Here is a 14,228-nt window from a genome sequence, read left to right on the forward strand (position 1 = left end):
GGGCTTTTTCGCCCAATGCATTGATCCATCGCAAAAACGGATCGCTGGCGGGTGAAATGTTGCGATGCAGCGTATAAATCCACTTGTTTTCATGAACTACTTATGTAGGCTTTTGTTCGCCGCCGGGCTTCCGCCATCGAAGGCGCGGGAGCGGGCAGCGGCGCGGTACGGAAATCAGTAATTGGGGAGCGGATCATGGAGCAGGGTCGATCTGCCGGTTGGGCAGGGTCGCAGGAACCGGCGTGGTTCGACGGTGCGCCCGCCTTGGGCGGAGTGTTCGAGCAGGACGTCGCGACCCATGCGGCCTGGTGGCGGGAAGGGTTCGATCTGCTGTCCGCTTTGCCCGCAAAGGGCCGGCGCGCCGTGGGCGACCAGGCGCTCGCGGATCGCATCCTCGCCGCATCGCGCGCTGCCCGCGCCGGCTTCCTGACCCGCCACGGCGCGGAGCTGTATGAGCGCCTCACGGGCGGCCGCTCGCGCTTCGTGCGGGTGGAGGAACTCGCCTATGGCGCCGCCGCGCTGGTGCCCGGCCTGGTGCCGACCGAGGCCCAGGTTCAGGCCGAGGCGGCGCGCACGCAGAAGGACAAGGAAGGCCACGAGTTCGACCAGGGCCTGCTGTTCAACCAGTTTCTCGGCGCGCCGGCTTCCGGCATGCACCTCTGCCACGCGATGCTGCGCCCGCGCGCCGAATCCCTGGAGGCGCTCGATCGCCTGCGCAAGGACGGGCGGATCGATTTCGGCACCGCGGTGATCGAGAGGCATGGCCGGGCGGCGATCGTCTCCATGAAGAACCCGCGCTATCTGAATGCGGAGGACGACAGCACAGTCGACAATGTGGAGATCGCCGTCGATCTCGCGCTGCTCGATCCGGACAGCGACATCTGCGTGCTGCGCGGTGCGCCGATCACTGGCGGCAAGTATGACGGCCAGGGCGTGTTCTGCACCGGCATCAACCTGACGCAGCTCTATCAGGGCAAGATTTCTTACCTCTGGTATCTGGTGCGCGACCTCGGATTTATCAACAAGATCTTCAGAGGACTTGCGGGCGACGGAAGCCCGGAGGAAGTGTTCGGCAACACGCGGGAGAAGGCGTGGGTGGCCGCGGTGGAGAAGTTCGCCATCGGCGGCGGCTGCCAGTATCTGCTCGCCTGCGACTATGTCCTCGCCGCGAGCGACGCCTATATGACGCTGCCCGCCCGCAAGGAGGGCATCATCCCCGGCGTCGCCAACATGCGCCTGCCCCGGTTCGTCGGCGATCGCACGGCCCGCCAGGCGGTGATGTACGAGCGCCGGCTTGATTGCGACAGCCCCGAAGGGCGCATGATCTGCGACGAGATCGTCGCGCCGGAGGCGCTCGAAGAGGCGCTGACCCACGTGCTGGACCAGCTGACCAATTCGGGCGTGGTGAGCGCGGCGAGCAACCGGCGCGCCTTCCGCATCGCCCATGAGCCGCTGGACCATTTCCGCGCCTACATGGCCGTCTACGCCCGCGAGCAGGCGCACTGCCATTTCTCGCCGGCGCTGATCTCCAATCTCGAACGCTTCTGGAACGCTGATAAGCGCGCCGCCTGAAGGCGGCAGAGAAACGGTCCGGGTCAACCGGGCCGCGTCGGGTCCCCCGGCCCGGCGCGTCAAAACAGGAGAGGAACGCCATGGTTGGACGAATTCTTGGGAGCGTCGCCATCGCGGCCACGCTCGTTGCGGGCGGCTGGTCGGGCGCTCGCGCGGAGGAGATCCGCATCGGCTCGGTGGTGTCGTCCACCGGGCCGGCCTCGCTGCTCGGCGATCCGCAAAAGCGCACGCTGGAAATGCTGGTCGAGGACATCAACGCCAAGGGCGGCATCAAGGGCAACAAGCTGAAGCTCGTGCTCTATGACGACGGAGGCGACGCCAACGCCGCCCGCACCTTCGCCACGCGCCTTGCGGAAGAGGACAAGGTCGCGGTGGTAATCGGCGGGTCGACCACCGGCACCACCATGGCCATGGCGCCGGTGTTCGAGGATGCCGAGATCCCCTTCATGTCCTTCGCGGGGGCGATCCAGGTGATCAAGCCGGTGCGGAAGTGGGTCTTCAAGACGCCCCACACCGACCTTATGGCCTGCGAGAAGATCTTCACCGATCTCAACGCGCGCAAGCTCTCCAAGGTGGCATTTCTGTCCGGAACCGACGGCTTCGGCAAATCCATGCGCGACCAGTGCGTGGCCGCCGCGCCGAAGTTCGGCATCGAGGTGGTGCACGAGGAGACCTACGGTCCGCGCGATGCGGACATGACGCCCCAGCTCACCAACATCAAGAACAAGGCCGGCGTGCAGGCCATCATCATCCCCGGCATCGGGCAGGGTCCCGCCATCGGCGTGCGCAACTACAAGCAGCTCGCCATCGCCGTGCCGCTCTATGTGAGCCATGGCGTCGCCTCCAAGGAGTTCATCGCCCTCGCCGGCGAGGGCGCGGAAGGCGTGCGCCTGCCGGCCGCCGCCCTGCTGCTCGGCGAGAAGCTCGCCGCGGACGATCCCCAGCGGCCAGTCGTTCTCGACTACACCAAGGCCTACGAGAAGAAGACCGGGCAGCCGGTCTCCGGGTTCGGCGGCTTCGCCTATGACGGCTTCATGATCGTCGCCGAGGCCATGAAGCGCGCGCCGAGCAATAAGCCCGCGGCGATCCGCGACGAGATCGAGAAGACCAAGGGCTTCGTGGGCGTCGACGGCATCTACAACATGTCGCCGCAGGACCATATGGGCCTCGATCTGTCGGGCTTCCGGATGGTGGAGATCCGCAAGGGCGACTGGGTCGCCGTTCCCTGACGCGCGCGCCGGCTCCGGAGCGATCCGCTCCGGAGCCTCCTCTTCCCGATGCGGGCGAGTGCCATGACCACCGAACTACTTCAGTTTACCTTTTCGGGCCTGACGGTCGGCGCGGTCTACGCATCGGTCGCTCTCGGGTTCACGCTGATCTACAATGCCTCGCACGTGGTCAATCTGGCCCAGGGCGAGTTCGTCATGCTGGGCGCGATGTCGACGGTGTTCCTCGCCGCGGCGGGACTGCCGCTCCCCGTGGCGATGATCCTCGCGGTGCTCATCTCGATGGTGGCCGGCCTGGCCCTGCATCGCTTCGCCATCGCTCCGGCGCGCGGCGCGGATCCGATCGCGCTCATCATCATCACCATCGGCGCGTCGATCTTCCTGCGCGGCCTCGCACAGATCGTTTTCGACAAGCGCTTCCATTCGCTGCCGCCGTGGTTCGGCGCAGAGCCGATCGTGATCGGCGGGGCGGCGGTGCTGCCGCAGAGCCTCGTGGTGCTCGCCGGCATGCTGGTGGTGCTGGTGGGCCTCTGGCTGTTCATGACCCGCACGCTGTTCGGCCGGGCGATCCTGGCGGCGTCCAACAATCCCATGGCCGCGACGCTGGTTGGCATCAACGTGCCGGTGATCGTGGCCGCGACGTTCCTCATTTCCTCCCTGCTGGGGGCGGTGGTGGGCATCCTCGTCACGCCGATCACCCTGACCAGCTACGATGCCGGCACCATCCTGGCACTCAAGGGCTTCGCCGCCGTCATGCTGGGCGGCATCGGCAACCCCCCGGGCGCGGTGCTGGGCGGGCTGCTGCTGGGCCTTGCGGAATCGTTCGGCGCCGGCCTGATCTCCTCGCAATACAAGGACGCCATCGCTTTCGTGATCCTGCTGGCCGTGCTGCTGCTGCGCCCTCGGGGGCTGCTCGGCGGCGCCGCGCTCGAGAGGGTATGACGATGCTGAACCGCATGCTGCGCTCTCGCTACCTGCCGGCATTCCTGATGCTCGCGGCGATGCTGGCGCTGCCTTATGTATTGCCGTCCACCTACTATCTGCGGGTGGCAAGCATGGTGTTCGTGTTCGCGCTCGCCGCCATGGGCCTCAACCTCTTGCTGGGGCTTGCCGGGCAGGTCAGCCTCGGCCATGCCGGCTTCATGGGCGTCGGCGCCTATGCGGTCGCGATCGGCCCGACGCATCTCGGTGTGCCGGCCATTCCATCCGCCCTTGCCGGCGTCGCGCTCTCCTGCCTGCTGGCCTATCTGATGGGCCGGCCGATCCTGAAGCTGAAGGGCTATTATCTGGCCGTGGCGACGCTGGGCTGCGGCCTGCTGATCTCGATGGTGCTCACCAACGAGGCGCAGTGGACGGGCGGACCGGACGGCATGGGCGTGCCGCGCCTGGTCTTGTTCGATGCGCCGGTGCGCGGCGTGCAGACCTGGTACTATGTCTGCGGCGTGGCGTTGGTCATCGGCATGGTGCTCGCCATCAATCTGACCTTCAGCCCGACCGGCCGCGCACTGCGCGCGATCCGCGACAGCGAGGTCGCCGCGCGGGTGGTGGGCATCGACGTGGCGCGGCAGAAGCTGTTCGTCTTCGTACTCTCGGCGGCCTATGCCGCAGTGGCGGGCTCGCTGCTCGCTTTCGTCAACGGGCACATCACGCCCGATTCCACCTCCGGCTTCCTGCGCTCCATCGAGCTGATCACAATGGTGGTGCTGGGTGGCACCGGAGCGGTGCTCGGCCCGGTGGCGGGGGCCGCCATCCTCGTCATCCTGCCCCAGGCGCTCACCGTGTTCCACGACTACGAGCACATGATCCTCGGTCTCGTGATGATGGCCTGCATGATCGCGCTGCGCCAGGGCCTCGTGCCGGCGCTCACCGCGCGTTTCCGGGAGCGCACCGCATGAGCATCCTGCTGCGAGCCGAGGACATCTCCATCTCGTTCGGAGGCATCAAGGCCGTGAGCGGCGTCTCGCTGGCGGTGGAGAGGGGCGAGATCCTCTCCATCATCGGCCCCAACGGCGCCGGCAAGACCACCTTCTTCAACATCATATCGGGGCTCTATCTGCCGTCGCAGGGCCGGGTGATGCTCAAGGACGAGGACGTGACGGGGCGCCCTCCCGAAATGCTCGCCCGCCGCGGCTTGTGCCGGACGTTCCAGAACCTCCAGGTGTTCTTCGGCATGAGCGCGCTGGAGAACGTCATGGCCGGCCGCCATCGGCACGAGCGCACCAGCGCCCTGTCGCACATATTGGGCCTTCGCTGCGTCGGCCGGGAGAACGCGCGGAGCGCGGCGGAGGCCCGGGAGAAGCTTGATTTCGTCGGCTTGGCCGACCTCGCCGAGCGGTCCGCCGGCGGCCTGTCATACGGCGCGCTCAAGCGCCTGGAGATCGCCCGCGCGCTCGCGAGCGAGCCGGAGCTGCTGCTGCTCGACGAGCCGGCGGCCGGCTGCAACGGCACCGAGACCGCCCAGATCTCGGAGATCATCCGCAAGATCGCCGGAGCCGGCATCACCGTGGTTCTGGTCGAGCACGACATGAAGCTCGTGATGCGCATCTCCGACCGCATCCTGGTGCTGGAGCAGGGCCGGTCGCTGTGCCTCGGCCCGCCATCGGTCGTGCGCGGCGACAGCCGGGTTCAGGCGGCCTATCTCGGCCAGCACGGAACACGGGAGGCCCACGTTGCTTGAGATCGATCGCGTCTGCTGCGCCTATGGCCGCGTCGAAGTGCTCCACTCGGTCTGCCTGACGGTAGAACAGGGAGAAATCGTGACACTGCTCGGCGCCAACGGCGCCGGCAAGACCACGCTGCTGCGCGCCATTTCCGGCATCTGCCCGCTCACCGGCGGCGAGATCCGCTTCGAGGGCGAGCGGCTCGATCTCGTGCCCCCGCACCGGCGGGTGGAACGGGGCATCGCTCAGGTTCCGGAGGGCCGGCAGATCTTCACCGCGCTCTCGGTGGAGGACAACCTGCGGCTGGGCGCCTGGCGGCGGTCCGATGGGGCCGCCATCGCTCGGGACCTGGCGCGGGTCTTCGCCCTGTTCCCGGTGCTGGCGGAGCGACGCGCTTCGGTTGCCGGCGGGCTTTCGGGCGGGCAGCAGCAGATGCTCGCCATCGGCCGGGCGCTGATGGGCAGCCCGCGCCTGCTCCTTCTGGACGAGCCCAGCATGGGCCTTGCGCCGCTGCTCATCGATCAGGTGATGGCGACCATCGTCGAGCTGAAGCGGAGCGGGCTTACCATCCTGCTGGTCGAGCAGAACGTTTCGGCTGCGCTCTCCATCGCCGATCGCGGCTATGTGCTGGAAACGGGAAGCATCGAAATCGCGGGGCGCGCCAGCGATCTGCTGACCGACCCCGAAGTGGCCTCCTCCTATCTCGGCATGTAGCCCGCCGCCGGACCCTTGAAGCCACGGATCCGCCGTGGTTTTCCGCCGCCGCAGGGGCTGCCGACGAAGCGCCGCGCCGCCTGGGGGTTTCCCGGCGGCCGGGCGCGCCGCACGATCAGCCGCGCGCGGCGTCTCCGCCGACCCGCGCGCCGCTCTCGCGGTCGAACAGCGAGAAGGCCGCAAGGTCGAAGGCGACGCCTACCGCCGCGCCGGCCCGCGTGTCGGCATAGCCGGGCAGCGTCACCATCACTTCGCGGGTAAGGCCGCCGTCGTCGTCATGGGCGGTGTTCACGCCGTCGAGCGCGACGCCGATGACCGATTCCGCGCCGATATGCTCGACCAGGCTCACCGTGCCCGCGAGCGCGCCCGGCGTGCCCGGCGCCGTCAGCCGCATCGCGCCGGGGCGCAGGCCGAGCCAGACCTTCCCGGAGGCAGGATGGACCGACCCAGCGGGCAGAGGCAGGTCGACCGCGCCCACCTTGAGCGCGCCGTCCGCCACCTCCGCCGCGATCAGGTTCATGGGCGGGGTGCCGATGAAGCGCGCCACATAGGTGTTGGCCGGCGTCTCGTAGATCTCGCGCGGCGTGCCGAACTGCTGGAGCGTGCCGTCGCGCAGAAGGGCGATGCGGGTGCCCATGGTCATCGCCTCGATCTGGTCGTGCGTCACATAGACGAAGGTGCCGCCGACGCGCTGGTGCAGCTGGGTGATCTCCGCGCGCATCGCGGTCCTGAGCTTGGCGTCGAGGTTGGACAAGGGCTCATCCATCAGGAAGGCGGAGGGCTGGCGCACCATGGCGCGCCCGAGCGCCACGCGCTGGCGCTGGCCGCCGGAGAGCGTGCGCGGATAGCGGTCGAGCATCTTGGTCAGCGCCAGCATCTCCGCCGTGCGCTCCACCTTCTCGCGCACCTCGGGGCTGCGCTCGATGCGGCGCTTGGCGAGGCCGCCGATCACCGGCAGGTGGAACCACCAGCGGTGCCGGCGCATGATGAGCGGGAAGGCGATGTTCCGCCGCACCGTCATGTGCGGGTAGAGCGCATAGGACTGGAACACGAACGCCATGTCGCGCTCGCTGGGCGGCAGCCGGTCCACGCGGTTGCCGGCGAGGTGGATCTCGCCGCTGGTGAGGGTCTCCAGGCCCGCGATCATGCGCAGGATGGTGGACTTGCCGCAGCCAGAGGGACCGAGCAGCACCAGGAATTCGTCGTCGCCCACCTCGATGTCGACATTGTCGATCACCTTGTGGGCCTCGAAGGACTTGGTGACGTTCGCGAGCTTGAGCGCCATGGGGCGTGTTCCTCGAAAGTGTGGTGCGCAGACGCGCGCGCGTCAGCCCTTGACGCCGCCGGACGTCATGCCGGCGACCACGTAGCGCTGGACGAAGAGATAGAAGACCACTGCGGGCAGGGTGTAGATGAAGCCCACCGCCATCACCGTGTGGACCGGGGTCGACAGCTCGCCCACGAAGCTCGCGAGCCCCACCGAGGCGGTGCGCAGCTGGTCGTCGCTGATGAAGGTCTGGGCGAACACGTATTCGTTCCAGCCGTGGAAGAAGGCGATCACCGCCGCCGCCGCGAGCGTCGGGGCGATCAGCGGCACCACCACGGTCAGCACGATGCCGAGGCGCGAGCAGCCGTCGATGTGCGCCGCCTCCTCGATCTCGCCCGGCACGGCGTCGATGGCGCCCTTCAGGATCCACGTCACCACCGGCACCGTGAAGGCGGTGTTGGCGAGGATCAGGCCGAGCAGGGTGTTCAGCAGCCCCAGGCGCGCGAAGATGTCGTAGAGCGGCACCACCAGCATCGCCTCGGGCAGCATCTGGGTCAGGAACAGCACGAAGCCGAGCAGCAGCAGGCCGGGGAACTTGAGGCGCGAGAGCGCGTAGGCCGGCAGCACGGCGAGCAGGAGGGAGAGCACGGTGGTGCCCACCGCCACCACCATGGAGTTGAACAGCCAGTGCCTCAGCGAGGTGGTGGTGAGCGCGTCCAGATAGACCGGCAGCTGGGCGAGGTCCGGCAGCATCTGCGGCGCGGCGCCGAACAGGCGCGCTGACGGCGTCAGCGAGGTGACGAACATCCAGTAGAGCGGGAACGCGGCGACCCCGAGCAGGGCCAGCACCGCGATGGCGTGGAAGGGACGGAACCTGGCCATGGCGCTCACCGCCTCCCGCTCGCGGCTTCCGCGCGCCGGGAAGCCCAGAAATAGACCAGGGTAACGAGCACCGCGACGGCGAGGCCGACGATGCCGACCGCCGCGGCGCGGCCGAGGTCGAGATAGACGAAGGCGCGCCGGTAGAGGTCGATGACCAGCGTGTTGGTCTCGCCCAGCGGACCGCCCTGGGTCATGATCCAGATCACGTCGAAGCGGCGCAGCGACCACACGGTGATGAGCAGGGCGAGCAGCGCCACGGTGGGGCGGATGGTGGGCCACACCACCGCCTTGAACACGCTGAGGCGGTCCGCCCCGTCGATCACCGCCGCCTCGCGCAGCTCCGAGGGCACGCCCTGGAGCGCGGCGAGGATGACCACCGCCGAGAACGGGAAGATCTGCCACAGGGTGGTGACGAGGATGGCCGGCAGCGCGAAGGAGGGCTCGTCCAGCCAGTTGAAGCCGCCCGCCGATAGGCCGAGCGCCTGCGAGGCGCGGCTGACGAGGCCGTATTGGGCGTTGTAGAGCCACACGAAGATGAGGGCGGCGGCCACCGGCGGCGCGGCCCAGGGGATGGTGACGAGCGCGCGGGCGATGCCGCGGCCGCGGAACGGCCGGTCGAGCAGCAGCGCCGCGCCGAGGCCGAGCAGGATCGATCCGGCGACGCAGACCAGCGTGTAGACCACCGTGACCCGGAGCGCCTGGTGGAACTCGGGGTCGCTCAGGATGTCGCGGTAGTTCTCCAGACCCACGAAGGTCTGGCGCGAGGGGTTCAGCAGCGAGGTGTCGGTCAGGCTGAGGTAGAATTGCTGCGCCAGCGGGTAGAACTGGAACGCGAGCAGATAGAGCACGACAGGCGCGACGAACACCGCGGCGGTCCACCGGCTGCGGTCCGGCGCTGCGGCTTGGTCGGCGGCCTGGGGCTGGCTCTGGGCGGGGCGCGTCATCATCAAGCTTCCAAGGGGAAAGCGGGGGCGGTGCGGGCCGCCCCCGGCGAGGTCTCTGTCAGCTCACTGGCCGAGCACGCGGGTGGTGACGAGGCGCTGGGTCTCGTCCATGGCCGCCTTCGGCGCCATGCCGCCCTGGAGCACCTTGAGCACCTGAGCCACCACGATCTGCTGGATCTCCGGCGCCTTGGTCTCCAGGCCCTGCGGCAGAGCGGGCACGCTGTAGGGGGTTTGCGCGTCATAGACCTTCAGCCACGGCATGGCGTCGAGCTCGGCGGCGGTGCGCGGCACCACGGTGGCGACGTTGGCGGCGCCGAGCAGGGTCTGCAGCTCCTGCTGCTGCTGGGGCTGGAGCGCCCAGCGCAGGAACTTCACCGCCGCGTCCTTCACCTTGGTGTTTGCGTTGATGGTGGCGGGCGCGAGGATCATGCCCTGCTCGCGGTGCGGGAACGGCGAGTGGGCGGCGCCGATCGGGTGCGCCTTGCCCTCGGAGGTGAGAATGGTGGCGACGCCGCCATTGTCGATCTCCATGGCGATCTTGCCTTCCCAGAACATCCGCCGGTAGGTGGCGGCGTCGGTGCCCTTCGGGGTCACGCCCGCGTCGTAGACCTGCTTGTAGGCCGTGATGCCGGCGATCACCTCGGGGCTGTTGAAGGTGGGCGTGCCGTCGGGCTTGGACCAGCGGCCGCCGAAGCCATAGACGAAATTGGTCAAATCATACCACATGCCGCCGCGCTCGGCCATGGTGGCGCGGAACGCGAAGCCGTAGTTCCCGTCCTTCGTGGCGGCCTTGGCGGCGGCCAGGAATTCGTCGAAGTTCGCCGGCGCCTTGCCGCCGGGCACCAGCGCGGCGTTGAACACCATGGCGTAGTTCGCGGTGTCGAAGGCGATGCCGTAGCGCTTGCCGCCGACGAACATGAACTTGTCGGCGCTGGTGAACTTGTAGTCGGCATCATTGATGACGCCGTCCCACGGCAGCACCGACTTCGCCGCGACCGCGGCATAGAATTCCGGCAGGTCGAAGCGGATGATGTCCGGCCCGCCGCCTCCGCCCATCTGGGTGAAGATGGTGGTGGCGAAGGAGGAGAACGGGATGGTGATGGGCTTCACCTCCACGTCCGGATTCTCCTTGTTGAACTTCTCCACCCAGGCCTTCAGGCGGTCGCCGCGGCCGACCTCGGCGAAATGCGAGGCGGCGAAGGTGACCACGCTCTTGGTCTGGGCGGATGCCGCGCCCGCGGCCAGGAGCAGGGCTCCGGCGGCCGCGAGCGGGGTCAGAAGGCGATTCAGGGTCATGGCGTCCTCCAGTCTTGTTCTTGGGGTGTGCGCGGGGATGGGGTGAGTTCAGCCCGGAGCTGCGCCCTGGAACGTGCCGTCGATGCGGCGCGGCACGCCCAGCGGGTTGGCCCGCTTCAGGGCGTCGGGCAGGAGGGCGTCGGGCACGTCCTGGTAGCAGACCGGCCGCAGGAAGCGGCGGATGGCGAGCGTGCCGACCGAGGTGGTGCGGCTGTCCGAGGTGGCCGGGAACGGGCCGCCATGGACCATGGCGTCGCACACCTCGACGCCGGTGGGCCAGCCGTTGAACAGGATGCGGCCGGCCTTGCGCTCCAGCGTCGGGATCAGCGCGCGGGCGGCCTCGGCGTCCGCCGCGTCGGCATGGATGGTGGCGGTGAGCTGGCCTTCGAGCTGCGCGATGGTGGCGCGCACCTCGTCGAGGTCGCGGCACCGCACCACCAGGGACGAGGCGCCGAACACCTCCTCGGTGAGCGCATGGTCGCCGGCGAGCGCCGCCGCCTCAGTGAGGAACAGAGCGGCGCAGCCCTGGTGCGGGCCAGCACCGACCGTGCCGCGGGCGAGGGCCTGCGCGTTGGCATTGGCTTCGAGCTGGGCGACGCCCGCCTCATAGGCCGCATGGATGCCGGGGGTGAGCATGGTCGCAGCCGCGCTCGCCTGCAGCGCCGCGCCGGCGGCCGCGACGAACCGGTCGAGGTCGGGGCCGGCCAGCGCGAAGACGAGGCCGGGATTGGTGCAGAACTGCCCGGCGCCGAGCGTGAGCGAGCCGACGAACTCCTTGCCCAGCGCCTCGGCACGGGCCGAAAGCGCCGCCGGCAGGAGCACCACCGGGTTGATGGAGGCCATCTCCGCATAGACCGGGATCGGCTCGGGCCGCGCCTGCGCGGCGGCGACCAGCGCCAGCCCGCCCCGGCGCGAGCCGGTGAAGCCCACCGCCTTGATGCGCGGATCGGTGACGAGGGCGATGCCCACCTCGCTGCCCGACCCGAACAGCAGAGAGAACACGCCTTCCGGCAGGCCGCAGGCGTTGACCGCCTGCTGCACCGCGCGCCCCACCAGCTCGGACGTGCCGGGATGGGCGGAATGGCCCTTGACCACCACCGGGCAGCCGGCGGCGAGCGCGGAGGCGGTGTCGCCGCCCGCCACCGAGAAGGCGAGGGGGAAGTTGCTGGCGCCGAACACCACCACTGGCCCCAGCGCGATGTGGCGCTGGCGCAGATCGGCGCGCGGCAGCGGCTGGCGCTCCGGCAGCGCCGGATCGATGCGCGCCTCGATGAACGAGCCCTCGCGCAGCAGCTTCGCGAACAGGCGCAACTGGCCCACCGTGCGGCCGCGCTCGCCTTCGAGCCGCCCGCGCGGCAGGCCGCTCTCGGCCATGGCGCGCACGATGAGGCCGTCGCCGAGGCCGAGGATCGCCTCGGCGACGGTTTCCAGGAACTGGGCGCGGGCTTCCGGCGTGGTCTCGCGGTAGACGTCGAACGCCTCGCCCGCGAGGGTGCAGGCGCGGGCCACGTCCTGCGCGGAGCCGCCCGCAAAGCCGGGCGCGAGCGTCTCGCCCGTGCCGGGATCGACGGCGAAGATCTCGCTGCGGCTGCCGCGCACGGCGCTCGCGCCGATCAGCATCTGTCCGGTGACTTCGGCGGTCATGGGAACCTCCATCTGGTGGCGGGGCGGCTCACAGGAGCCCGCGTCCCGCGAGGTTTCGCATGAGGTCGGCGGCGCCGAATGTCCATGGCGCACAGTCCGAACAATGGCGCACACGGTTGGACAGGGCGCCGAGGCTGGGCGTCGCGATGGTCACCGCGTCGCCGACCTTGTGGGTGAAGCCCTCGCCCGGCCGGTCGCGGTCCTCCACCGGGGCGAACATGGTGCCGAGCATCAGCACGAAGCCGTCCGGGTAATGGTGGCTCGCGCCGATGGTGGCGGCGGCCAGCTCTTCCGGATCGCGGCTGATCTGGCGCATGGAGCTTGCGCCGGTCAGGCGGTAGCCGTCCGGGCCGTCCACGGTCAGGCTCAGCTCGGCGGTGCGCACGTCGTCCAGCGAGAAGCCGGCGTCGAACAGGCGCACGAACGGGCCGATCGAGCAGCTCGCATTGTTGTCCTTGGCGCGGCCGAGCAGCAGGGCCGAGCGGCCCTCCACGTCGCGCAGGTTCACGTCGTTGCCGAGCGTCGCGCCGACGATGGCGCCGCGGCTGGTGACGACGATGGCGATCTCCGGCTCCGGATTGTTCCAGACCGAGGACGGCAGGATGCCCACATGGGCGCCGGTGCCGACCGAGGAGAGCGGCTGGCCTTTGGTGAAGATCTCCGCGTCCGGCCCGATTCCCACTTCCAGATACTGGGACCACATGCCCCGCGCGATCAGCGCCTCCTTCACCTCCATGGCCGCCGGCGAGCCCGGCTTGAGCTGCGAGAGGTCGGTGCCGATCAGGCGGTCGATGTCGGCGCGGATAGCCAGCGCCTTGTCCGGCGCGCCGCGGGCCTGCTCCTCGATCACCCGCTCCAGCAGGCTGATGACGAAGGTGACTCCGGAGGCCTTCACGGCCTGGAGGTCGATGGGCGAGAGCAGGCGGGGCGACGGCGCGCCGCGCAGGGCCTCATCGGAATTGGCCAGCAGGTCCGCCACGGCGCCGATCGGCACGCCCGGCAGGTCGCGGGCGAGCGCCGCGGGGTCGGTGCTTTCGCACAGGTCGCGCACGGTGGGGGCGGCGGAGCAGGTGATGTCGATCACCTCGCCGCCGCGCACGGTGACGACGCTTGGGCCGATGCCGGGCCGGAAGGCGCGGCCGACGAGAAGGCCGCGCTTGGGAAGCGCGGCGGCGGGATCGAGGGTGAGGGCAGGGTCGGTCATGGCCGGATGTTTCCTCCTCGGATCGTTCTTGTTCTCAGGGGATTGGCTTCACTTGCGCCGGAACGCCGGGGGCCGTTTTTCCTTGAAGGCGGCGCGGCCCTCTGCGGCGTCCTCGGTCGCAAAGCAGATGGTCTGCAAATCCCGCTCATATGCAATGGCCTGCTCGACCGGCAGGGTATGGGCCGCGGCGAGGTTGAGCTTCGCCGTCTCCGCCGCGATGGGCGCGCGGCTCGCGATGATCGCCGCCAGCTCCTGGGCGCGGGGCAGCAGCCGGTCCTGCGGCAGCACTTCGCTGACGAGGCCCCAGGCGAGCGCCTTCTGCGCGTCGACGGGATCGCCGGTGAGGATCATGAGCGCGGCGTTCGAGGCGCCGATGGCGTGGGAGAGGAAGGCCGCGACGCCACCGCCGCCGATCCAGCCGAGCTTGATCTCCGGCGCGGCGAACTGGGCGTTGTCCGAGCAGATGCGGATGTCGCAGCTCATGGCGGTCTCAAGCCCGCCGCCGAAGGCGTAGCCGTTCACCGCGGCGATAGCGGGCTTGCGCAGCCGGCGGATGGCGTCGCAATAGTCCTCGCGGTTGCGGAAGTTCCAGGCGGTGTCGTAGCGGTCCAGTTCGCGGATGTCTGAGCCGCAGCAGAACGCCTTCGGCCCGGCGCCGGTGAGCACCACGCAGCGGATGGCGTCGTCGGCGTTGATCCGCGCCACCGCCGCGACCAGCGCGCTCGCCATCTCCGGCGTCACCGAATTGAGCTTCTGCGGCCGGTTGAGCGTGAGTGTGGCGACGTGGCCGTCGAGGGTGAAGGTGACTTCGTCGGTCAT

13 protein-coding genes are annotated in these 14,228 nt (G+C 69.4%); 6 read left to right on the forward strand and 7 right to left on the reverse strand.

Annotation, left to right across the window (positions count from 1 at the left end):
• The first annotated feature begins 195 nt into the window (after positions 1–195).
• The 6 genes from D9R14_RS19650 (at position 196) to D9R14_RS19675 (ending at position 6,172) form a co-directional block, all read left to right on the forward strand.
• A complete protein-coding gene (locus D9R14_RS19650; RefSeq protein WP_121625057.1) occupies positions 196–1,572 on the forward strand; it encodes an enoyl-CoA hydratase/isomerase family protein in 1,377 nt (458 codons plus the stop codon).
• 80 nt (positions 1,573–1,652) lie between these two features.
• Complete coding sequence (locus D9R14_RS19655; RefSeq protein WP_121625058.1) at positions 1,653–2,801, forward strand: ABC transporter substrate-binding protein; 1,149 nt, start codon at positions 1,653–1,655, stop codon at positions 2,799–2,801.
• Between the two features lie 63 nt (positions 2,802–2,864).
• Positions 2,865–3,740 (forward strand): branched-chain amino acid ABC transporter permease, encoded by an 876-nt coding sequence (locus tag D9R14_RS19660; protein WP_121625059.1) that lies wholly within the window; start codon positions 2,865–2,867, stop codon positions 3,738–3,740.
• A 2-nt stretch (positions 3,741–3,742) separates the two neighbouring features.
• Positions 3,743–4,693 (forward strand): branched-chain amino acid ABC transporter permease, encoded by a 951-nt coding sequence (locus D9R14_RS19665; RefSeq protein WP_184759550.1) that lies wholly within the window; start codon positions 3,743–3,745, stop codon positions 4,691–4,693.
• Positions 4,690–5,475, forward strand: coding sequence for an ABC transporter ATP-binding protein (locus D9R14_RS19670; RefSeq protein ID WP_121625060.1), 786 nt, complete (start codon positions 4,690–4,692; stop codon positions 5,473–5,475). Before D9R14_RS19665 ends, D9R14_RS19670 begins: the two co-directional genes overlap by 4 nt.
• On the forward strand, positions 5,468–6,172 hold the full coding sequence (locus D9R14_RS19675; RefSeq protein WP_121625061.1) for an ABC transporter ATP-binding protein: 705 nt from the start codon (positions 5,468–5,470) through the stop codon (positions 6,170–6,172). The genes D9R14_RS19670 and D9R14_RS19675 overlap by 8 nt, the downstream gene beginning before the upstream one ends.
• A 115-nt stretch (positions 6,173–6,287) precedes the next feature.
• On the opposite strand, the gene D9R14_RS19680 is transcribed toward D9R14_RS19675, so the two are convergent.
• Genes D9R14_RS19680 through D9R14_RS19710 form a run of 7 tightly spaced genes read right to left on the reverse strand, consistent with a single transcriptional unit; the run spans position 6,288 to position 14,228 of the window.
• Positions 6,288–7,457 carry an ABC transporter ATP-binding protein gene (locus D9R14_RS19680; RefSeq protein ID WP_121625062.1) on the reverse strand — a complete coding sequence of 390 codons (1,170 nt, stop codon included), beginning with the start codon at positions 7,455–7,457 and terminating at the stop codon, positions 6,288–6,290.
• A gap of 42 nt (positions 7,458–7,499) precedes the next feature.
• On the reverse strand, positions 7,500–8,321 hold the full coding sequence (locus D9R14_RS19685) for a carbohydrate ABC transporter permease (RefSeq protein WP_121625063.1): 822 nt from the start codon (positions 8,319–8,321) through the stop codon (positions 7,500–7,502).
• 5 nt (positions 8,322–8,326) lie between these two features.
• On the reverse strand, positions 8,327–9,268 hold the full coding sequence (locus tag D9R14_RS19690; protein WP_245420905.1) for a carbohydrate ABC transporter permease: 942 nt from the start codon (positions 9,266–9,268) through the stop codon (positions 8,327–8,329).
• Positions 9,269–9,328: 60 nt separating this feature from the next.
• Positions 9,329–10,561 (reverse strand): extracellular solute-binding protein, encoded by a 1,233-nt coding sequence (locus D9R14_RS19695; RefSeq protein ID WP_121625064.1) that lies wholly within the window; start codon positions 10,559–10,561, stop codon positions 9,329–9,331.
• A gap of 48 nt (positions 10,562–10,609) precedes the next feature.
• On the reverse strand, positions 10,610–12,205 hold the full coding sequence (locus D9R14_RS19700) for an aldehyde dehydrogenase (NADP(+)) (protein ID WP_121625065.1): 1,596 nt from the start codon (positions 12,203–12,205) through the stop codon (positions 10,610–10,612).
• A gap of 28 nt (positions 12,206–12,233) precedes the next feature.
• Entirely contained in the window at positions 12,234–13,409 is a 1,176-nt protein-coding gene (locus tag D9R14_RS19705; protein ID WP_121625066.1) for a fumarylacetoacetate hydrolase family protein, read from the reverse strand.
• A 48-nt stretch (positions 13,410–13,457) separates the two neighbouring features.
• Positions 13,458–14,228: an enoyl-CoA hydratase/isomerase family protein gene (locus D9R14_RS19710; RefSeq protein WP_121625067.1), complete on the reverse strand. Its 771-nt coding sequence runs from the start codon at positions 14,226–14,228 to the stop codon at positions 13,458–13,460.

This window comes from Xanthobacter tagetidis, from assembly GCF_003667445.1.
Taxonomy (GTDB): domain Bacteria; phylum Pseudomonadota; class Alphaproteobacteria; order Rhizobiales; family Xanthobacteraceae; genus Xanthobacter; species Xanthobacter tagetidis.

Coding starts and splice junctions, on each gene's coding strand:
- D9R14_RS19685 (WP_121625063.1), bottom strand. CDS start 8,321: ATGGCCAGGTTCCGTCCCTTCCACGCCATCGCGGTGCTGGCCCTGCTC.
- D9R14_RS19660 (WP_121625059.1), top strand. CDS start 2,865: ATGACCACCGAACTACTTCAGTTTACCTTTTCGGGCCTGACGGTCGGC.
- D9R14_RS19665 (WP_184759550.1), top strand. CDS start 3,743: ATGCTGAACCGCATGCTGCGCTCTCGCTACCTGCCGGCATTCCTGATG.
- D9R14_RS19700 (WP_121625065.1), bottom strand. CDS start 12,205: ATGACCGCCGAAGTCACCGGACAGATGCTGATCGGCGCGAGCGCCGTG.
- D9R14_RS19670 (WP_121625060.1), top strand. CDS start 4,690: ATGAGCATCCTGCTGCGAGCCGAGGACATCTCCATCTCGTTCGGAGGC.
- D9R14_RS19705 (WP_121625066.1), bottom strand. CDS start 13,409: ATGACCGACCCTGCCCTCACCCTCGATCCCGCCGCCGCGCTTCCCAAG.
- D9R14_RS19650 (WP_121625057.1), top strand. CDS start 196: ATGGAGCAGGGTCGATCTGCCGGTTGGGCAGGGTCGCAGGAACCGGCG.
- D9R14_RS19655 (WP_121625058.1), top strand. CDS start 1,653: ATGGTTGGACGAATTCTTGGGAGCGTCGCCATCGCGGCCACGCTCGTT.
- D9R14_RS19680 (WP_121625062.1), bottom strand. CDS start 7,457: ATGGCGCTCAAGCTCGCGAACGTCACCAAGTCCTTCGAGGCCCACAAG.
- D9R14_RS19710 (WP_121625067.1), bottom strand. CDS start 14,228: ATGACCGACGAAGTCACCTTCACCCTCGACGGCCACGTCGCCACACTC.
- D9R14_RS19690 (WP_245420905.1), bottom strand. CDS start 9,268: ATGATGACGCGCCCCGCCCAGAGCCAGCCCCAGGCCGCCGACCAAGCC.
- D9R14_RS19695 (WP_121625064.1), bottom strand. CDS start 10,561: ATGACCCTGAATCGCCTTCTGACCCCGCTCGCGGCCGCCGGAGCCCTG.